Below are 17910 nucleotides of genomic sequence, written 5' to 3'. Positions count from 1 at the left end.
CCTCTTAGAGAATGTTGATCACGAGATTGCCGTGGGCATCGACGTGGAAGGTGCCGCTTGGCCCGACGACGGCGGTCGATTCACGTTGTTCGACGATGGCAGGTCCCTTGACCGCGTGGCCGACCGGCAGCTTGTAGTGATCGTAGACCGAGGTTTCGACATAGCCGCCCGCCTCCAGGAAATAGACCTTACGGCTGCCTTTTCTCGCTTCGGCGACGACGGTTTCATGCGGCCGGGTCACCTGATCCTTCTCGCCGCTGGCGCGCAGGCGCCATGTGATGACCTCCAGCGGCGCGGCGACGGTGCGGCCGAACAATTCGCGGTAGAGCCTGAAGAAGCTGCTGCGCAGTTCTTCAAGGAAGACGTCCTTCGGCAGGTTGCGGTCGGGAAGCAACACGGTGATCTCGTGGCCCTGCCCCACATGGCGCATGTCGACGGTATAACGATTGGTGATCGTTTCCTTCGGCACGCCGGCAGCCGAGACGACTTCCGCGCCCTGGGCGGAAAGATCGTCGAGCAGGCGGTTCATCGCATCGATATCCCAGGCGTCGAGCGCCATCGGATGGCTTGCGGAAAGATCGACGGCGACCGGTGCGATCAACAGGCCGATGGCGGAGCTGACGCCGGCGCCGGTCGGGCAGATGATGCGGGAAATGCCGAGCTTGCGGGCGATGCCATAGGCGTGGACCGGCCCCGCGCCGCCGAAAGCGACCATGGGCAGGGAGCGCGGATCGACGCCAAGGTCGGTCGCGTGCATGGCGGCGGCCTTGCTCATGGATTCGTTGACGAGATCGTGGATGCCCCAGGCGCAACGCTCGACGGAGACATCGAGAGAAGCGGCCAGTCTCGACATCGCCCCATGCGCTGCGTCCCTGGACACCTTGAACGAGCCGCCGACGAAGGATTCCGTGCCCATATAGCCAAGCAGAATGTCGGCGTCTGTCACCGTCGGCTCGGTTCCACCGCGCTGATAGGCGGCCGGTCCCGGCATGGCGCCGGCCGAATGCGGGCCGACATCGAGGAGACCGAGCGGGTTTTTCGCCGCGATGGAACCGCCGCCCGCACCGATCTCGATCATCTGGATCGACTGGATTTTCAGCGGGAAACCGGATCCCTTGCGGAAGCGCTGATAATGCGCGACTTCGAGATCGGTGCCGACATTCGGCTCGCCATCGGGAATGAGGCAGAGCTTCGCCGTGGTGCCGCCCATATCGAAGGAAAGCACGCTCGCCTCGCCCGCCGTGCGGCCGAATTCGGCGGCGGCGACGGCACCCGCAGCGGGGCCGGATTCGATCAGCCGGACGGGAAGCTCGGCGGCGCGACGGCTCGGCACCAGGCCGCCTGAAGAGGTCATCCAGAGGACCTGCCGGTCGATACCCTTTTCCGCGAATTCCCGTTGCAGATGGGCGACGTGGCCGGACATCTGGGGACGGGTATAGGCATTGACCACCGTAGTCGAGGCGCGGTCGAATTCGCGCATTTCCGGGCAGACCTCGGAGGACAGCGACACGAAGATGTCCGGATCCTCTTCACGCAGAAGTGCGGCGACGCGCTGCTCGTGCTGCGGATATTTGTAAGCGTGCAGCAGGCAGACCGCCACCGAGCGGATGCCCTTCTGTTTCAGCCGCCCCGCAATCTCGCGGACGGTCTCCTCCTTTAGTTCCGTCATCACCTCGCCATCGGCGGCGATACGTTCTTCGGCTCCAAAACTGTTGGCGCGGGTGACGAGCGGGTCGGGATATTTGATGTTCAGGTCGTAGAGATCGTAGCGCCCCTCATTGCGGATGCGCAGCATGTCCTGAAAGCCGTCGGTGGTGACGAAACCGGTTTCGACGCCCTTGCGCTCCAGCACGGCATTGGTGACGACCGTGGTTGCGCCAAGCACCTGCAGGTTTTCGATGGCGATCGCATCCGCGTGCTTTTCCAGCAGTTCGGACACGCCCTGGACAACGGCCTCGGCCGGATTTTTCGGCGTGCTCAGGACTTTATGGAGGTGCAGTTCGCCGCTGTCGTCCAGCAGCGCGAAATCGGTAAAGGTACCGCCAGTATCGAAAGCCAGTTTTGCCATTGTTTCCCTCGAGCGACCATGCAGCCTCTGTGGCTGCCTTGTGGACCCACAGGTCGGGCCCGTTCACTGATGGAAAATTGAAGCCTTCAGGCGGCCTTTACCAACACAACCTCGGTCTGCCGCCATAGGGTTTGCTTATAGCAAATTCAGACGTTGCGAATGCCGGGATGATGGCCGCTTTTCAGCTTGGTGACGATTTCCAGAAGCACGGAACGGGCCACAAGCGCGGGTTCGGAAAGCGGCATGTGATCGGAAACGCACAGCGAAACCGTGGCGTCGATGACGGGTGTGGTGAGCGGGTGCAGCTGCGCGCCGCTGAAGCTCGGGGTTTCCAGAACGACCGAGGCCGGAAGGATTGTCGAGCCGAGACCGCCCAATACGGCGGCCCCGAGAGCCGGCACGGATTCCAGCTCTGAAATGACGTCCGGTCGCGCCCTTGCCCGGGCGAGTCCTTCATCTATGAGCCGACGAAGGAAGTGCGCCTTGCTTGGCAGCAACATGGCGTGGCCGTCCAGCGCCGAGAGCGGAAGCGGCTGGCCGGGCGGGGCCGGCAGCTGCATGTCGGCGGGCGAGACGAGGAACATCTCCTCCCGGAACAGCGGTTCCAGCGTCACGCCCTTGATGGGATCGGAGGTGTAGATGAGCGCCATGTCCATCTTGCCGGTCATGATCAGCTCGCTGAGAATATGGCCGAAGCTGTCGTTGATATGCACGGTGATGGCGGGATACCGCGCCCGCATCTCCTTGATGAGCGGCAGGGACAGGGCACTCGAGGAGGAATAGGTGGCAAGCCCGATGGAGACGCGGCCGGAGACCGAGCGCGCCGAGCGATCGATGTCGGTCTGGGCCTGCTCGATCTGCTTCAGCATGATCTGCGCATGGCGATAGAGGATCAGCCCCGCTTCCGTCGGCGCAATGCCGACATTGCTGCGTAACAGGAGCTGGTGCTTGAAATGCTGTTCCAGCGAGGCGATCTGCTGCGACAGCGCCGGCTGCGCGACACGCAGAATGCCGGCGGCCCGCGAGACGCTGCCGGTATCGACGATCTTGACGAAGCTCTTGAGTTTTTTGAAATCGACGCTCATTGGTTCCCACTTTTTGGGGAAATCCTAGCGCATCGGGACGGAAACAGGAATGGATTTCTGTAAGGAGGATGCGTAATTTCAATGGGATAGGTGTTTTTCGGTAAATGTGCACGTGCACGACACAGCTGTGCGCGTACATCCCCACCTCCGTCATTCCGGCCTTGAGCCGGAATCCAGCCGACGCGCGTCTGCGCGTCGGGATGAGTCTTTTCAGCCCAAGGACTTGGGCTGGCTGGATTCCGGCTCAAGGCCGGAATGACGGGAGGTGAAAAGCATCACTAACCGTTGTAAAGTCGAGCCTGTTTAGGGGCCCGATTTGCCCTACCTTAGCGCCGCCACCGCACGCTCGATACGGTTGCAGGCATCCTCCAGAACTTCCATCGAGGTAGCGAAGGAAATGCGGAAATAGGGCGAAAGCCCATAGGCCGCCCCCTGAAGAGCGGCGACACCGACGCTGTCGAGCAGATAAAGGACGAAGTCGAGATCGTTTTCGATGACCTTGCCTTCCGTCGTCCTTTTGCCGATTACGCCGGCGCAGCTGGGATAAAGGTAAAAAGCCCCATCCGGAACCATGCAGGACAGGCCGGGGATCGCGTTCAGACGCACACAGGCGTAGTCTCGCCGCTTCTTATAAACAGCGACACTTTCCGCCACGAATGTCTGGTCGCCGGCAAGCGCATGGGCGGCGGCGGCCTGGCTGACGGAGGATGGGCAGGAGGACATTTGCGACTGCAATTTGTTGATGGCCGAGACGAGTGCTGCCGGCCCTGCCCCATAACCGATCCGCCATCCCGTCATGGCATAGGACTTGGAAACGCCGTTGGTCAGGAGCACCCGCTCCTTCAGTTCCGGAACGACCGCAACGAGGGTCTTCATCGGTTCATCCCTGAACCAGACCTGATCGTAGATATCGTCGGACAGGACCATGACATGCGGATGCCGCAGCAGAACCTCGCCCAGCGCCTTCAACTCCGCCTCGCTATAGGCAGCGCCCGTCGGATTTGAAGGCGCGTTGAGGATCAGCCACAGCGTCCTGGGGGTGATCGCCGCTTCAAGCGCCTCGGCTGTCAGCTTGAAGCCCGTCTCCTCCGGGCAGGCGACGATGACGGGTGTGCCGTCATTGGCGATGACCATGTCGGGATAGGACACCCAATATGGGGCGGGAATGATGACTTCCGCGCCATTCTCCACGCTTGCCATCAGTGCCAGAAACAGGATCTGCTTGGCGCCGCCGCCGACGCAAATCTCGTTATCGCCATAGGTGATGCCGAGGCGCTTGTGAAAGTCGGCAATGATCGCCTTGCGAAGCGCCGGTGTGCCGTTGACCGACGTGTATTTGGTCTCTCCACGGTCGATGGCGGCATGGGCCGCGGCCTTGACGGCGTCCGGCGTATCGAAATCCGGCTCGCCCACAGTCAGATCGGCGATGTCACGACCGGCAGCCTTCAACTCGCGGGCGCGGGCCGCAGCCGCCGTGCTCGGCGAAACCTTGATTTTCGACACGCGTGATGCTGGCACAAAGGCGCTCATGGTCTTTCCTCGTCTCAATCTTGATGCTGTAAGCTTGTCAGTGCGCGGCTTCGAGTTCGCCGCGCATCTTTCCGGTCAAAAACAGTTCGCCGAGTTCGTCATGGGTGATTTCCGCCGGCGTGCCGTCCCAGATCACCTTGCCGAGACGGAGGATGACGGCGCGCTGCGCGACTTCCATGGCCTTTTTGGTGTTCTGCTCAACGAGCAGGATGGTCATGCCATTCGCATGCAGGCGCAGGAGTTCGTCGAACACGATGCCGATCGCGGCCGGCGATAGTCCGACGGATGGCTCGTCCACCAGCAGCACCTTCGGCCGTTGAAGCACCGCCATCGCCACTTCGAGCAATTGCTGCTCGCCGCCGGACATGTTGCCGGCGAGCGTCGAACGTCGCGTTTTCAGGATCGGGAAGAGATCGTAGACATAGTCCCGATCCGCCTTCACCTTGGCGTCCCGGATGGTATAAGCGGCCATCTGCAGGTTTTCATCGACCGTCATGACCGGGAAGTTGCAGCGGCCCTGCGGCACGAAGGATATTCCCTCGCCCAGAATGGCGCGCGACGACAATCCGGCAATGTTCCTGCCGCGCCAGTCGATGCCGCCCTCCTTGATGGTCGTCATGCCGTAAAGCGTCTTGAGCAGCGTGGATTTGCCCGCGCCGTTCGGCCCCATGAGGGCCACGAATTGCCCGGCAGGCACGTCGAGATCGACGCCGTTCAGGATATCGAGATTGCCGTATCCCGCGCGCAGGCCCTTGATGGAAAGATTGCTGTCAGCCGCCAAGATAGGCCTCCCTCACACGCTGGTCCTGGATGATGTCATGTGGCAGTCCCTCGACCAGTTTCGTTCCCTGATCGAGCACGACGACACGCTGGCAGATGCTGGTGACGACATCGATATTGTGTTCGATGACGAGGAAACTCACGCCGAGCGATTGATTGGCATATTGGATCGTCTCCACCACGCGCTCGATGATCTTCGGATTGATGCCCGCCATCGGCTCGTCGAGCAGGATGAGCTTCGGTTCCGGCATCAGCATGGAGGCGAACTGGATGAGTTTCTGCTGGCCGCCGGACAGATTGCCGGCCGGCTGATGGCGAACGTCCCAGAGCCCCGCCATCCTGATCAGCTCGCGCGCCCGCTCCCTCAATCCGGCCACCCGGCGGCGCGACATGCCGCCGAGGCCGAAGGTCGACAGGAGAGATGGAAAGGTGAACATCTGGCCGGCGATAACGAGGTTCTCCTCCACATCCAGCGCCTTGAAGGTCACCGTCTTCTGGAACGAGCGCAACATGCGGCCTTCGCGGGCGATGCGGTTGAGCGACCAGCCGGTGATGTCCTGTCCGTCGAGGATCACCTTGCCCGCATCCGGCCGGGCAAGCCCGGTACTGCAATCGAAGAAGGTGGACTTGCCGGAACCGTTCGGGCCGATCAGCCCCGCGATCTCGCCGCGATCGATGTGCATGCTGACATCGTTGACCGCCTTCACCGCGCCGTAGGACTTGCTGAGGTTCTTTATCTCGAGGATGGGAAGATGAGCCGTCATTTCGAACCTCCGATCGCGTTCCAGACGCGATTGATCAGGGGCGCAAAGCCCTGTCTGAACCAGAAGACGAGAACGAGAAGGCAGAAACCATAGGCGATCATCCGCACTTCCGGCGCGACACGCAACGCTTCCGTCAACCCGACGAACAGCAGGCTGCCAAACACGGTTCCCGAAATCATGCCCGCGCCGCCGCCGAGAACGATGATCAGCATCGTCGTCGAATAATACATCTGGAAAGTCAGCGGGCTGACGACCGTCAGATAATGGGCGTAAAGGCAGCCCCCCACGCCGGCAAAAACGGCGCTCAACATGAAGACGATCAGCTTGTACCGCCATGTCGGAACGCCGAGCGATTCCGCCAGCGTCTCATTCTCGCGGATCGCCACCATGTTGCGGCCGGCCGGCGAGCGGACGATTGCCCATGCGGCCAGCGTACCGAGCGTACAGATGGCGAGCGCCAGATAATAGAAACTGGTGGTTCCGCTGATGACGAAGGAAAACGGGCCGAGCTCGAAATAGGGTTTGGGAATGCCGGACAGGCCCATGTCGCCACGGGTCAGCGAAATCCAGTTCTTGGCTATTGCCTGGCCGATGATGACGAAACCGAGCGTACACATGACGAAGGAGGTGGAGCGAAGGCGCAAAGCCGGAATGCCGAGCGGCAGGGCGAGCGCGCCGGAGACGAGACCGGCGGCAATGAGGTTCACATAAAACGGCGTTTCATAGTGCACCGCCAGCAGGCCAGCGGTATAGGCGCCGATGCCGAAAAAGGCCGCCTGGGCCAGCGAGAGCAGGCCGGTGTAACCGACGAGCAGGTTGAGCCCATGCGCCGGCAGCATGAAGATGAGCGCGATGATGAGCGAATGGGTGACGTAACGCGTGCCGATGAAGGGCGCGGCCATTGCGACGACAATCAGGACGGCGGCAAGCGGAATGCGCAGATCGCGGCGGCGTGCCTGGGGAACGGTGTCTGTGAAAGACATGTCGGGTCCTCAAAATTCGAGAAAATTCGGCGGGCGCGGCTTCCAGAGCGTTTTGGTTTCTCTTTCGAATCGCCATAGCGCTCTAACTCTTTGTTTTCCGCATTTCCGGACGGAAAACCGGGGTCCACTTTTCCTGGAAATGCTCTAAAAGCGCGCCTGCGTCGAAAACAGGCCGTGCGGACGCCACATCAGCATCAGGATCAGCGTCGCGAAGCCGACCGTGTCGCGGAATTGCAGCCCGACATAGGTGGCGACGAGGCTTTCGGCGATGCCGAGGATCATGGCCGCGAAGAAGGTGCCGCGCACGTTTCCAAGGCCGCCCATGATGATGATCGGCAGGGTCTTGAAGGTGATGAGCTCCCCCATGCCGCCATAAACGCTGACATTGACCGGGGCTGTCAAAACACCGGAAAGAGCCGCGAGTGCCGCACCGAGAATGAAGGTGCGCAGCACCACCTGCGACACGTCGATGCCGACGACGCCGCAGCATTCGACATTCTGCGAGACCGCCCGCATGGCCATGCCGAGACGGCTATAGGTCACCATCAGTTCCAGGCCGACGAAGACGACGAGGCAGACGACGAGAATGAGCACGCGCTGCTGTGCCAGGGTGAAGCCGAGGATGGAGACGGGCTCGATGTAACCGCCGGCAAAGAACTTGTAGCCGCCACCGAAGACAAAGATCACCGTATTCTGCAGGATCAATGCGATGCCAAGGGTGGCGAGAACGCCGGACTCCGCCGGCGCCCCCACCATTCTGCGCATCACCAGCTGGCCGACCACATAAGCCACGACGATGGTGGCAAGTACACCGACGACGATCGAGGCCTCATAGGACAGGCCAAGATAATCGATGGCGAACCAGGCCCCGAAGGTTCCGAGCATGTAATATTCGCCATGAGCGAAGTTGATGGCTCTCAGCACCCCGAAAATCATGGTCATGCCGACGGCGACGATCGCGTAGACGGAACCGGTGACGATGCCGTTGACGACCTGCTCGAGAATTGTCGAGAACATGGCTGTACCCCTCCCGGTCCATCAGTTCGCAGGGTACTGGATTTCCGCCGTGTAGGCGCCCTTGATGCTGGGCTTGCCGTTCTCGATCTGGAGAAGGATCATGGGAAGCCGGGCCTGATTGTGATCGTCGAAGGTCACTTCACCGACCGGGCTGTTGTATTTGATCTTGGACAATGCCTCGCGGACGGCGTTGCGGTCGGCGCTGCCGGCTTCCTTGATCGCCTGGGCGAGCAGGTTGACGGTATCCCAATGCACATAGGCGTGATTGTTCGGCGCTTCCTTGTATGCGGCGGTGAATTTCTCGACGAAGGCCTTGCTGGCCGGACTATCGAATTGCGGCAGCCAGGCGGCGGCCTCGACTGCGCCTTCCATGGCCTTCGGTGCGGATTTGATGGTCTTTTCAGTATTGAATTCGCCGTTGCCGATCAGCACGACCTTGCCGGCAAGTCCGAGTTCCAGCATCTGGCGGGCGACGATCGGCGTGGTGTCGGCGAGACCATACATGATGATCGCCTGCGCGCCGTTGTCGCGGATCTTGGCGAGCACACTGCGGAAATCGACCTCGCCTTCCTTGTAATAATCCTCGCTCAGAATTTCGCCCTTGAAGTCTGGCAGGTATTTCTTGGTGAAGGTGATGGCGGAGCGGCCGTAGTCGCTATCGACCGAAAGGACGGCGAATTTGGTGAAACCGCGCTGTTCGGCGGCGTATTTGGCCACGACGAGCGCACGGTTCTCATCGGTCGGATAATTGCGGAACGTCCATTTGAAGCCGCCGACGCCCGCCTGGTAGGTGATCTTGGGGTTGGAGGAGGCCGCATTCAAAAGCAGAACCTCCGCATCCTCGGCGACGGGCTGCATGGCGAGCGTCACGGAGCTGGAGACGTCGCCGATGACGAAATCGACCGCGTCCTGATCGATCAGGCGGCGGGTAGCGGAGACGCCTTCCACCGGCGTGCCCTGGCTGTCGGCGTTGAAGAGTTCGATCTGCTTGCCGTTGATGCCGCCGGCCGCGTTGATGTCCTTTACCGCCAGTTCCGCGCCATGCATGGAAAAAGCGCCGTAGCGTGCATTCGGACCGCTCATCGGCGCCACGAGACCAAGCCTTATCGTATCGGCCGCATAAGCGGAGGCGGAGAGCGCCGAAGACAGGCTGAGGATCGGAGCAACCGCTGCGGAAACCAGTAGAAGTCTGCGAGTAATGCCGTTTTTCATGTTCCCACTCCTTTTCGGATTTGTCTGTTCCGGCTTCAAGGCCGGGCGAGCTTTCGCCGCTTTTGCGGTTCTTGTCGATTAACCTCTGGCTAATCTTTCAGGCAGAGTAGGTTCATCGCCGAAGATTTTGCCAACACAAGTCCTTTCTGCCGCTATAGCGTTTCCTTATGCCGGCGTTCCGATATGCCGTCCTGCATGCAGCACTTCCATTTCTGCATGTCTTTTATGCAGGCAAATGCCTGTATTTTTAGCGCATGGAAGCGCATATTTTGCGCATTCTCATCGCAGGAACCATGACAATGAAACTTCACGAAACAGTCCGCAATTACATCCGTAACCGCCGCGCCATGGCCGAGCTGCGTGCCCTCGATGACAGAAGCCTGTCCGATATCGGCGTTACCCGCTCGCATATTCGTTCCGCCGTGGAAGGCCGCCTCTGAAGGGCCGGGCAAGCCCTCGTCGTAGACAGCGTTGTGCATTCATCGATTGTCCGTCCAGGACGGGAAATATCCAGACGATCATGCCGGACGGCCGGGCGCAGCCTTCCCGCCCGAGAAAGCCGGTTCAGTCTTTTGACGTCGCCTTGAAAACCGCCAGCTGATCGGCGAAGGCGCGTTTATAGGCGGGCCGCGCCTCACCCCGCGCCACATAGGCCGCAAGATTTCGATATTCATCGAGGATGCCCGAACTTTTTATTCTTTGCAGGACCGATATCATCAGCAGGTCGCCAGCACTGAATGCGCCGTCGAGCCAATCGGCCGCACCGAGCCGGCGCGATAGTTCACCCAGCCGCTTGCGAATGCGCTCATCGACGATTTCGAGACGCTCGCCGTGCCAGCTCCTGTCCCTCTCAAGAAAACCTGTGACAAAATGCTCGACGATGGGCGGTTCCATGGTGCTGAGTGCGGCAAACATCCAGTTTATCGCCCGCGCCCGGCCGTTCTGATCCGGCGGCAGCAGGCCGGCATGGCGCTCGGCAATATGAAAGACGATCGCACCGGATTCGAACAGGGCGAGGTCACGCTCCTCATAGGTCGGGATCTGCCCGAACGGCTGAAGCGCAAGATGCGCAGGCTCCCGCATCGCGCCGAAGGAGAGAAGGCGAACGTCATAGGGTTGTCCAACCTCTTCCAGCGCCCAGCGGACACGCATGTCACGCGCAAGCCCCTTGCCGCCATCGGGCGAGCGTTCAAAGGCGGTGATCGTGATTGTCATAACTGCTCTCCATGGCGTCTTTCCGGAGGTGGGCCGCGCCGTGATCGGATATCGGCCGCGATCGATGACCGTGTCAGGATACCGGCTTGCCGAGGCGAAAACAATCATCGCCCGGTTCCCTGAGGCGTCATTGCCATGAAGCTTTTAAGACCTATATCGATCAGGAGCCCGCAGGCGGACGACGCCGAAGGAGCACGATAAAAGACTGGTCATTTTACCCGGACACTCTAAGCTCCGACGCCGGAGACAGATTGCCGAAAACCATCAGAATTTCAGTTCAAATCATTAGGGAGAACCACAAGATGAGCCTGCGCATCAACGACATAGCACCCGATTTCACCGCCGAGACCACCCACGGGCCGATTAGTTTTCACGACTGGATCGGAAATGGCTGGGCGGTGCTGTTTTCGCATCCGAAAAATTTCACGCCGGTCTGCACGACGGAACTCGGCGCGATGGGCGGCCTGCAGCCGGAATTCGAAAAACGCGGCGTCAAGATCATCGGCATTTCGGTCGACCCGGTCGAAAGCCACGAGAAATGGAAGAACGATATCCGTACAGCCACCGGCTTTGATGTCGACTATCCGCTGATCGGCGACAAGGACCTGAAGGTGGCGAAGCTCTACGACATGCTGCCCGCCGGCGCGGGCGACAGTTCCGAAGGCCGCACCCCGGCCGACAATGCCACCGTGCGTTCGGTCTTCGTCATCGGTCCCGACAAGAAGATCAAGCTGGTCCTCACCTACCCGATGACCACCGGCCGCAACTTCGAGGAAATTCTCCGCGCCATCGATTCCATTCAGCTCACGTCCAAACACCAGGTGGCGACGCCCGCCAACTGGAAGCAGGGAGAGGATGTCATCATCACTGCGGCCGTTTCCAACGAAGATGCGATTGCCCGTTTCGGCTCCTACGACACGGTTCTTCCCTATCTGCGCAAAACCAGGCAGCCTGGCTGAGCCGATAAGCGAAAACGGGAGCGGTGAACGTGCATTGCTCCCGAAAGCCTCGGAACGAGGCCGTTATTCCGCACCGTGCCGCATCACGCGCAGCATGGACCGGCCGTGCAGTTCGGCAGGCTCCAGCCGCGCGAGAAGGTCGAAAGACGTGATGGCTTCACCGGCGGCAAACCGCCGTCGCCCGCTGACCACGAGATGCGCCAGGCCGAATATGGTGAGAAGCGCTTGCGTGGCGTCGCCAGCCTTCGGTTCAAAGGACAAATCCATCTGGCCGAAGCGGTCCAGACCCGTCGTCCAGGCCGTGATTGCCTCGCCTTCCTCCGTTACAAAGGCTCCGAAGGCAAGCATCGCAGCCATTTGCTGCGGTTGATCGAGATGACTGTTGGCATAGTTCAGATAGTCGTCGAGATTGGCGCGGCCGACGATCATGTCCAGGTAATGCAGTACGACCGCCCGCATCGGGGCGACCTGATGGATGCCGAGCAGGGTCGAGGCGATCTGGTTGTGAGCGATTTCAGGATTATCCTCATCCGCGATGATGAAAAACCCGAACTCGCACTGGTGTGTGGCCTGACGCAAATCGTCATATGCCGCTTTTGCATCGACGCAAAAGAGCGTTGACCAGTCGACCCTGGCCTGCGCGACAGCCGGATAATGTGCCGGCGCGACCAGCGCCGTTACCGGTTCCGGCGTACCGACAAAAACTCTGGTCGCACCGCGAAGACCGTCAAAGATACCGTTGTCGTTCACCGATGCGCATTCATAGCCCTCAGCGCCCCAGGCTTGCGTCAGGCTCGCCGCCGAAATTGCGGGTTCGCTGTCGAAATAGAGTGTCGCCTTGAAATATTGAACGTCGCCATTTGCCATTGCGGCTCCTGTTCATGGCAGTTTCGTCGCTTTAGGGCTTTATCATCCCGCCGTGATAGTCAAGCCGGTACGTCTCGACGTCGCCCCGGTAAATCCTCTCGACACCGGTGAAAGACCGAGGGTCACCCGTATTCGTATCGACATAGACCAGGTCTCCGACGTGATGGGTGAAACCGCCAAGAAACCGACCCTGCCGATAAAGTGTGGAAAGCGACGCCTGAATGACCTTGCCGGCAATTGTGCCGTCGATCATGTCCGGCCTCAGGATACGACCATAATAATTCATGGCCCAGAGGGCGACGCCTTCGCGCCACACGACCTCCTGGCCGATGAAATCGGTCCCGCCGAAATAGCTGTCGATATAGTCCCAGTCACCTTGCTGGTAGGTGAGATCGTTCGATCCCTTCCGGGTCGAGGTCTTTGACGTGTTGCCGCCGCCGACATAGGTCGCGGATTTCGCCTGCACGATGAATTCTTCCAGCATCGGACGCCTCCCCAAAAAAGAACATAACACGAACATACAACAATGGTGGGACGACCACAAGCCCGCCTCGACCCCGGCCATCGAGCGGGCATTTCGGCGAAAGCAGGCTTGGTAATTGCCGCGTTTGCCCTTAAAAGCATCACAGGAATTATCCCGAAGAGTGCTCATGCCGCAAAACCCGCAAATCTATGTCGACGCCGACGCCTGCCCCGTGAAGCCGGAAATACTCAAAGTGGCGGAGCGGCATGGGCTGGAAGTGACCTTCGTCGCCAATTCCGGCCTGCGCCCCTCGCGTGATCCGATGATAAAAAACGTCATCGTGTCGGCCGGTTTCGATGCGGCAGACGACTGGATTGCCGACCGCGCCGGCGAAAACGATATTGTCATCACGGCGGATGTGCCGCTGGCCGGGCGCTGCGTCGCCAAGGGTGCTCTGGTAACGGGTCCAACCGGGCGCGTCTTTGACCAGTCGAATATCGGCATGGCGACGGCGATGCGCGATCTCGGCGCGCATCTGCGCGAAACCGGTGAAAGCAAGGGATATAACGCCGCTTTTTCACCGCGTGACCGCTCCGCCTTTCTGGAGACGCTTGACCGCTTCTGCCGCCGTGTCAAAAAGTGACGCTGCAAACAGAAAGGCGTCGCCCATGACCCCGGCAAATCCGAAGAACCCAGCCAGTCCCAAGAAGCCGGTGAATGCCAAAAACCAGGCTGATCCCAAGGGCGATGCCTATCGTCGCCATCGGCCTTTCGTCATTGCCTTTCTCGTCGGCGCTTTCAGCCTCGGGCTGGCGCTGGCATTTGCGCCAGCCCTTGCCATCGAGATTGCCGCCGTCTTGTTTTTCCTCACCTATCTGACGCTGGTCGCCTTTCGCCTGCCGGGACTGACGGCGCAGCATCTGAAGGCCCATGCCGATAGCGACGACCTGCCCGCAATCGCCATCATCGCCGTCACGCTGCTCGCGGTCGGCGTTGCCGTCGTATCGCTGTTTCAGGCGCTCAATCATACGGGCGAAACGGTCTGGACCCTGCTCATCGCCTTCGCATCGGTTATTTTCGGCTGGCTGACGATCCACACCATGACGGCCTTGCACTATGCGCATCTATACTGGCGTCCGGCCACGGTGGACGGCAAGCGCCAGCATCGCGGCGGCATGGATTTTCCGGCGACGAAAGAACCCTGCGGTTACGATTTCCTCTATTTTTCCGTGGTGATCGGCATGACGGCGCAGACATCGGATGTGGGCGTGACCACCACCGCCATGCGCAAGGTGACGTTGCTCCACTCCATCGTTTCTTTCTTCTTCAACACGGTTCTGGTGGCGGCTGCGGTCAATGCCGCGGTCTCGCTTGCGGGCTGAATTGCAAAACTGTCTCAAAGGAATGGCTTCATGAACATCATTTCGCAAAATACGGCTTTTGGCGGCATGCAGGGGGTGTTTTCGCACTTTTCCGAAACGCTCAAATGCGAAATGACCTTTGCGGTCTATGTTCCGCCGAAGGCGATCCACGAGCCCTGCCCGGTCCTGTGGTATCTTTCCGGCCTGACCTGCACCCACGCCAATGTGATGGAAAAGGGCGAATATCGCCGCATGGCCTCCGAACTCGGGCTTATCATCGTCTGCCCGGATACCAGCCCGCGCGGGAATGACGTGCCGGACGAGCTGACCAACTGGCAGATGGGCAAGGGCGCCGGCTTTTATCTCGACGCCACGCAGGAACCGTGGTCGGAGCATTACCACATGTACAGCTACGTGACGGAAGAGCTGCCCGCCCTCATCGGCCAGCATTTCCGCGCGGACATGAGCCGCCAGGGTATTTTCGGCCATTCGATGGGCGGCCATGGCGCGATGACCATTGCACTCAAGCACCCCGGGCGCTTCAGGAGCTGCTCCGCCTTTGCGCCGATCGTTGCCCCCTCCTCCGCCGACTGGTCCGAACCGGCGCTGGAAAAATATCTCGGCGACGACCGGGCCGCATGGCGCCAATATGATGCCTGCTCGCTGGTCGAGGATGGCGCACGTTTTCCCGAATTCCTGATCGACCAGGGCAAGGCCGACAGTTTCCTGGAAAAAGGCCTGCGCCCATGGCTGTTCGAGGAGGCGATCAAGGGCACGGATATCGGCCTGACGCTGCGCATGCACGATCGCTACGACCACTCCTATTATTTCATTTCCACCTTCATGGACGGCCATCTGAAGTGGCATGCCGAGCGTCTGCTATAAGGATGGAAAAGCAAGACGGCGACGCCCTGTAGCGCCGCCGTTTCAGACCTGACCCGACCTTACGGGATGCGGGCAATAACCTTGATCTCGAAATCAAAGCCGGCGAGCCAGTTGACGCCGAGGGCAGTCCAGTTCGGGTAAGGCGATTTGCTGAAGATCTCCTGCTTGACGGTCATGATCGTTCCGAACTGGTTTTCCGGGTCCGTATGGAACGTCGTCACATCCACGATATCGTCGAAGGTGCAACCCGCTGCCGCAAGCGTGGCCTTGAGATTTTCAAAGGCCAGCCGGACCTGACGTTCGAAGTCCGGTTCAGGGGTTCCATCGGCACGGCTGCCCACCTGGCCGGAGACGAAAAGAAGGTCACCGGATCGAATAGCGGCGGAATAGCCATGCTCTTCGTATAATGCGTGCCTGTCGGCGGGAAAAATAGCTTCACGTTTGGTCATTTGCATCTCTCTTTTTGGCGGAGCGGCACTCGAACGGCGAAGCATTGCTTTCAACGCTTCGAACGCTTCTCACATACGTTACGTATGCGAGATAGTAACGTACGTGGCGTATGTCAATTAAGATACGTAGCGTATGTGAGTTTCGAGGGGCTGAGAGGCTTTTTTCGGAGCGCGGGTACAAAGCGAGGCGTGGACGATTGGCTTTCGTGTGCTCGCCTCGTGTCATTCATGGAAACAGGGCGGTTGCCAGGGTCGAGGGACCGGGGCGGCTCAGCCTGAATTCGCGGATCACCCGTTCGGCAACGCCATAGGCGAGTTCCTGCTCGATCGACTGATTATCGAAGCTGACGACGGTAGCGGTAAATTTCGCCTCGGCGATCACCTCACCCGTCGCCACCGCTGCGGCGCGGACGATTACCTTGGCCGAGGCCCGCTCCCCGAACAGGAACGGCGCGCGTGTGACGGATGCCAGACGGATGGTCAACACCACGCGTGGCCTTGTCTCGCCACGCGCCGTGGTCCGGATTGCGCTCTGGACCTGCGCATGGATGGACTGCATCAGCGCCGGCGCGACATCAGGGCGTGCGGCGACAAATGCGCCGCGCACATCATAAAGCAGCCGGTCGGTATTTGTCGCTTCCGGTTCCAGCCTGAAAGACATGAGCGTGAAACACGCCAGCACGACAATGCCAAGGCGTTTCAACGTGGTGTTCATGATCAGCGGCTCCCCTAACGTGAGGTAACCGCATGTTCGGCGATCAGGGTTAGAAAAGCGTTAAGAGGCGCTCTTCAACGACTCCAGAACATGGAGCGCGGCACGCATGTCGATGAGCCTGACGGCGCGGCGTTCCAGCGCCTCCTCGTCCTCACCCCATTGCTCCGCGGTCCAGTCTTCGTCGAGATGGGCGAGCGCCCATGCCTCCTCCAGCGTCAGTTCTTCTTCCGCCAGCGCCAGAGCAAGAATGGCGGAACCGGTCAGCGACGTCATGGTGTGCAATGCCGCAAGCGCGATCGGCGTATCGTATTTCTTCAGCGTCACCGCGAAGGCTGCAATTGCCTCGCGCGGCTGGTCGCGATGCATGACGCCTTCGACGAGAATGAAACGGGCGCCGAGCACATTGGCCGCCCAATCCAGAACCGGATCCCAATGATCCGTCTGCCGTGCAACCAGCGCTTCCGGATCGCCCGCGCGATAACACAGGAGATCGGAGGAGGAAAAACGGAGGATATCCTCGAAAACCGCCTGGGTGTCAGCGGCGACGCCGTCGATGGCGGTGTTCACGTGCCGCGATACCGGCATCACCACCGGGTTCACTACGTCCTTCTGCGCATCCCATTCATCGCGAAGCAGCTTGGCAAGCGCCTGCGTCGGCACGATCAGCGGCTTCTTGGCGGGTGTGCGCAGCGGCTTGCCGTCGAGATGGATGGCGAAGCCACCCTCCTCTGCCTCGGCGACGGTCACATCCTTGTAGAACCGCTTCGGCAAAGGCTTCTGCATCTGGATTTGCGCGCGCAGGATCGGATCGGGATGGCTCAGGCCCTCCGAAAGGTCGTTCAGGAGATCACGCATGGCACGTCCTCATCAGTCGGGTCGAAAAAGTCATTCGAGATTATCGGCCGGCACATAGGCCGGAATGTCGCGCGGGTGGCTGACGACAGCATCGGCGCCCGCATTCCAGAGGTCGTCGACCGAGGCATAACCCCAGGCGACACCGATGGCTTTTGCGCCTGCGGCCTTGGCCATCTGCATGTCGTAGACCGCATCGCCGATCACGACAGTATCGGCCGGAACCATGCCGGTTTCATGGCAACATTCCATCACCATGGCCGGGTGCGGCTTGGAGGGGCAATCATCCGCCGTGCGCGACACGATGAAGTGATCGGCAAAGCCGTGGCTTTGAAGAATTTGGGTGAGCCCACGCCGGCCTTTGCCGGTGACGGCGCCAATCAGTACGTCGTCCCGTTTCGACAGGGTGTCGATCAGCGGCGCGATACCGTCGAAAAGCGGCTCGATCATGCCCGGTCGGGCGCGGATCGGGTGATAGATTTCCTTGTAACGCTGCGCCATTGCCAGCGCCTCGTCATCCACATGCGCGCGGCCCAGCATGCGGGCAATGGCGATATCCAGCGTCAGGCCGATGATGGCCTTGGTTTCGGAGATGTCAGGACGCGGCTTTCCAAAATCGGCGAATGTATCGGCCATGACGGCATGGATCAGGCCGGCACTATCCACCAGCGTGCCGTCACAATCGAAAAGAACGAGCTTCATCGC

The 17910-nt window shown here is 60.4% G+C and carries 20 protein-coding genes; 5 read left to right on the top strand and 15 right to left on the bottom strand.

The window, feature by feature from the left end; translation table 11 throughout:
• Window positions 1–4: 4 nt before the first annotated feature.
• From ACI2KA_RS22750 to ACI2KA_RS22715, 8 genes are all read right to left on the bottom strand, one after another.
• Window positions 5–2068, bottom strand: coding sequence for a hydantoinase/oxoprolinase family protein (locus ACI2KA_RS22750; protein WP_404504727.1), 2064 nt, complete (start codon window positions 2066–2068; stop codon window positions 5–7).
• 146 nt (window positions 2069–2214) lie between these two features.
• Entirely contained in the window at window positions 2215–3153 is a 939-nt protein-coding gene (nac, locus tag ACI2KA_RS22745; protein ID WP_404504726.1) for a nitrogen assimilation transcriptional regulator NAC, read from the bottom strand.
• Window positions 3154–3474: 321 nt separating this feature from the next.
• Window positions 3475–4683 (bottom strand): aspartate transaminase, encoded by a 1209-nt coding sequence (locus ACI2KA_RS22740; RefSeq protein WP_404504725.1) that lies wholly within the window; start codon window positions 4681–4683, stop codon window positions 3475–3477.
• 37 nt (window positions 4684–4720) lie between these two features.
• On the bottom strand, window positions 4721–5464 hold the full coding sequence (locus ACI2KA_RS22735; RefSeq protein ID WP_400155408.1) for an ABC transporter ATP-binding protein: 744 nt from the start codon (window positions 5462–5464) through the stop codon (window positions 4721–4723).
• Complete coding sequence (locus ACI2KA_RS22730; protein WP_404504724.1) at window positions 5454–6227, bottom strand: ABC transporter ATP-binding protein; 774 nt, start codon at window positions 6225–6227, stop codon at window positions 5454–5456. The genes ACI2KA_RS22735 and ACI2KA_RS22730 overlap by 11 nt, the downstream gene beginning before the upstream one ends.
• The gene (locus ACI2KA_RS22725) at window positions 6224–7210 is read right to left on the bottom strand and encodes a branched-chain amino acid ABC transporter permease (protein WP_404504723.1); all 987 of its coding nucleotides are present in this window, start codon (window positions 7208–7210) and stop codon (window positions 6224–6226) included. Before ACI2KA_RS22725 ends, ACI2KA_RS22730 begins: the two co-directional genes overlap by 4 nt.
• A gap of 144 nt (window positions 7211–7354) precedes the next feature.
• Window positions 7355–8227: a branched-chain amino acid ABC transporter permease gene (locus ACI2KA_RS22720; RefSeq protein WP_404504722.1), complete on the bottom strand. Its 873-nt coding sequence runs from the start codon at window positions 8225–8227 to the stop codon at window positions 7355–7357.
• A gap of 21 nt (window positions 8228–8248) precedes the next feature.
• Complete coding sequence (locus ACI2KA_RS22715; RefSeq protein ID WP_404504721.1) at window positions 8249–9439, bottom strand: ABC transporter substrate-binding protein; 1191 nt, start codon at window positions 9437–9439, stop codon at window positions 8249–8251.
• 299 nt (window positions 9440–9738) lie between these two features.
• Here ACI2KA_RS22715 and ACI2KA_RS22710 point away from each other — a divergent pair, with 299 nt between their 5' ends.
• Entirely contained in the window at window positions 9739–9879 is a 141-nt protein-coding gene (locus ACI2KA_RS22710) for a DUF1127 domain-containing protein (RefSeq protein WP_404504720.1), read from the top strand.
• Between the two features lie 124 nt (window positions 9880–10003).
• Here the strand turns inward: ACI2KA_RS22710 and ACI2KA_RS22705 are convergent, their stop codons facing one another.
• Window positions 10004–10654: a glutathione S-transferase family protein gene (locus ACI2KA_RS22705; protein WP_404504719.1), complete on the bottom strand. Its 651-nt coding sequence runs from the start codon at window positions 10652–10654 to the stop codon at window positions 10004–10006.
• 302 nt (window positions 10655–10956) lie between these two features.
• Here ACI2KA_RS22705 and ACI2KA_RS22700 point away from each other — a divergent pair, with 302 nt between their 5' ends.
• Window positions 10957–11613 (top strand): peroxiredoxin, encoded by a 657-nt coding sequence (locus ACI2KA_RS22700; RefSeq protein WP_404504718.1) that lies wholly within the window; start codon window positions 10957–10959, stop codon window positions 11611–11613.
• Window positions 11614–11676: 63 nt separating this feature from the next.
• Here ACI2KA_RS22700 and ACI2KA_RS22695 read toward each other — a convergent pair whose 3' ends face one another.
• Both ACI2KA_RS22695 and ACI2KA_RS22690 read right to left on the bottom strand, forming a co-directional pair.
• The gene (locus tag ACI2KA_RS22695; RefSeq protein ID WP_404504717.1) at window positions 11677–12480 is read right to left on the bottom strand and encodes a hypothetical protein; all 804 of its coding nucleotides are present in this window, start codon (window positions 12478–12480) and stop codon (window positions 11677–11679) included.
• Window positions 12481–12511: 31 nt separating this feature from the next.
• Window positions 12512–12964 carry a DUF5680 domain-containing protein gene (locus ACI2KA_RS22690; RefSeq protein WP_404504716.1) on the bottom strand — a complete coding sequence of 151 codons (453 nt, stop codon included), beginning with the start codon at window positions 12962–12964 and terminating at the stop codon, window positions 12512–12514.
• Window positions 12965–13130: 166 nt separating this feature from the next.
• Between ACI2KA_RS22690 and ACI2KA_RS22685 the strand changes: the two genes are divergently transcribed.
• Genes ACI2KA_RS22685 through fghA form a run of 3 tightly spaced genes read left to right on the top strand, consistent with a single transcriptional unit; the run spans window position 13131 to window position 15189 of the window.
• Window positions 13131–13586 (top strand): YaiI/YqxD family protein, encoded by a 456-nt coding sequence (locus ACI2KA_RS22685; RefSeq protein ID WP_404504715.1) that lies wholly within the window; start codon window positions 13131–13133, stop codon window positions 13584–13586.
• Between the two features lie 25 nt (window positions 13587–13611).
• Window positions 13612–14325, top strand: coding sequence for a DUF1345 domain-containing protein (locus tag ACI2KA_RS22680; protein WP_404504714.1), 714 nt, complete (start codon window positions 13612–13614; stop codon window positions 14323–14325).
• Window positions 14326–14355: 30 nt separating this feature from the next.
• Window positions 14356–15189 carry an S-formylglutathione hydrolase gene (gene fghA, locus ACI2KA_RS22675; protein WP_404504713.1) on the top strand — a complete coding sequence of 278 codons (834 nt, stop codon included), beginning with the start codon at window positions 14356–14358 and terminating at the stop codon, window positions 15187–15189.
• A 59-nt stretch (window positions 15190–15248) separates the two neighbouring features.
• Here the strand turns inward: fghA and ACI2KA_RS22670 are convergent, their stop codons facing one another.
• The 4 genes from ACI2KA_RS22670 to ACI2KA_RS22655 form a co-directional block, all read right to left on the bottom strand.
• Entirely contained in the window at window positions 15249–15638 is a 390-nt protein-coding gene (locus ACI2KA_RS22670) for a RidA family protein (protein WP_404504712.1), read from the bottom strand.
• A 226-nt stretch (window positions 15639–15864) separates the two neighbouring features.
• Complete coding sequence (locus ACI2KA_RS22665; RefSeq protein WP_404504711.1) at window positions 15865–16353, bottom strand: hypothetical protein; 489 nt, start codon at window positions 16351–16353, stop codon at window positions 15865–15867.
• 60 nt (window positions 16354–16413) lie between these two features.
• On the bottom strand, window positions 16414–17208 hold the full coding sequence (locus ACI2KA_RS22660; RefSeq protein WP_404504710.1) for an ATP12 family chaperone protein: 795 nt from the start codon (window positions 17206–17208) through the stop codon (window positions 16414–16416).
• A gap of 30 nt (window positions 17209–17238) precedes the next feature.
• Window positions 17239–17907, bottom strand: coding sequence for an HAD family hydrolase (locus ACI2KA_RS22655; RefSeq protein WP_404504709.1), 669 nt, complete (start codon window positions 17905–17907; stop codon window positions 17239–17241).
• Between the last annotated feature and the right edge of the window lie 3 nt (window positions 17908–17910).

Origin of the sequence: Agrobacterium sp. NPDC089420, assembly GCF_044900305.1 — a bacterium.
GTDB lineage: Bacteria > Pseudomonadota > Alphaproteobacteria > Rhizobiales > Rhizobiaceae > Agrobacterium.
Note: the sequence above shows the minus strand (reverse complement) of the source record. Positions and strands in the feature narration are given on the sequence as shown.

Coding starts and splice junctions, on each gene's coding strand:
- ACI2KA_RS22750 (WP_404504727.1), bottom strand. CDS start 2,068: ATGGCAAAACTGGCTTTCGATACTGGCGGTACCTTTACCGATTTCGCG.
- nac (WP_404504726.1), bottom strand. CDS start 3,153: ATGAGCGTCGATTTCAAAAAACTCAAGAGCTTCGTCAAGATCGTCGAT.
- ACI2KA_RS22740 (WP_404504725.1), bottom strand. CDS start 4,683: ATGAGCGCCTTTGTGCCAGCATCACGCGTGTCGAAAATCAAGGTTTCG.
- ACI2KA_RS22730 (WP_404504724.1), bottom strand. CDS start 6,227: ATGACGGCTCATCTTCCCATCCTCGAGATAAAGAACCTCAGCAAGTCC.
- ACI2KA_RS22725 (WP_404504723.1), bottom strand. CDS start 7,210: ATGTCTTTCACAGACACCGTTCCCCAGGCACGCCGCCGCGATCTGCGC.
- ACI2KA_RS22720 (WP_404504722.1), bottom strand. CDS start 8,227: ATGTTCTCGACAATTCTCGAGCAGGTCGTCAACGGCATCGTCACCGGT.
- ACI2KA_RS22715 (WP_404504721.1), bottom strand. CDS start 9,439: ATGAAAAACGGCATTACTCGCAGACTTCTACTGGTTTCCGCAGCGGTT.
- ACI2KA_RS22710 (WP_404504720.1), top strand. CDS start 9,739: ATGAAACTTCACGAAACAGTCCGCAATTACATCCGTAACCGCCGCGCC.
- ACI2KA_RS22705 (WP_404504719.1), bottom strand. CDS start 10,654: ATGACAATCACGATCACCGCCTTTGAACGCTCGCCCGATGGCGGCAAG.
- ACI2KA_RS22700 (WP_404504718.1), top strand. CDS start 10,957: ATGAGCCTGCGCATCAACGACATAGCACCCGATTTCACCGCCGAGACC.
- ACI2KA_RS22695 (WP_404504717.1), bottom strand. CDS start 12,480: ATGGCAAATGGCGACGTTCAATATTTCAAGGCGACACTCTATTTCGAC.
- ACI2KA_RS22690 (WP_404504716.1), bottom strand. CDS start 12,964: ATGCTGGAAGAATTCATCGTGCAGGCGAAATCCGCGACCTATGTCGGC.
- ACI2KA_RS22685 (WP_404504715.1), top strand. CDS start 13,131: ATGCCGCAAAACCCGCAAATCTATGTCGACGCCGACGCCTGCCCCGTG.
- ACI2KA_RS22680 (WP_404504714.1), top strand. CDS start 13,612: ATGACCCCGGCAAATCCGAAGAACCCAGCCAGTCCCAAGAAGCCGGTG.
- fghA (WP_404504713.1), top strand. CDS start 14,356: ATGAACATCATTTCGCAAAATACGGCTTTTGGCGGCATGCAGGGGGTG.
- ACI2KA_RS22670 (WP_404504712.1), bottom strand. CDS start 15,638: ATGACCAAACGTGAAGCTATTTTTCCCGCCGACAGGCACGCATTATAC.
- ACI2KA_RS22665 (WP_404504711.1), bottom strand. CDS start 16,353: ATGAACACCACGTTGAAACGCCTTGGCATTGTCGTGCTGGCGTGTTTC.
- ACI2KA_RS22660 (WP_404504710.1), bottom strand. CDS start 17,208: ATGCGTGATCTCCTGAACGACCTTTCGGAGGGCCTGAGCCATCCCGAT.
- ACI2KA_RS22655 (WP_404504709.1), bottom strand. CDS start 17,907: ATGAAGCTCGTTCTTTTCGATTGTGACGGCACGCTGGTGGATAGTGCC.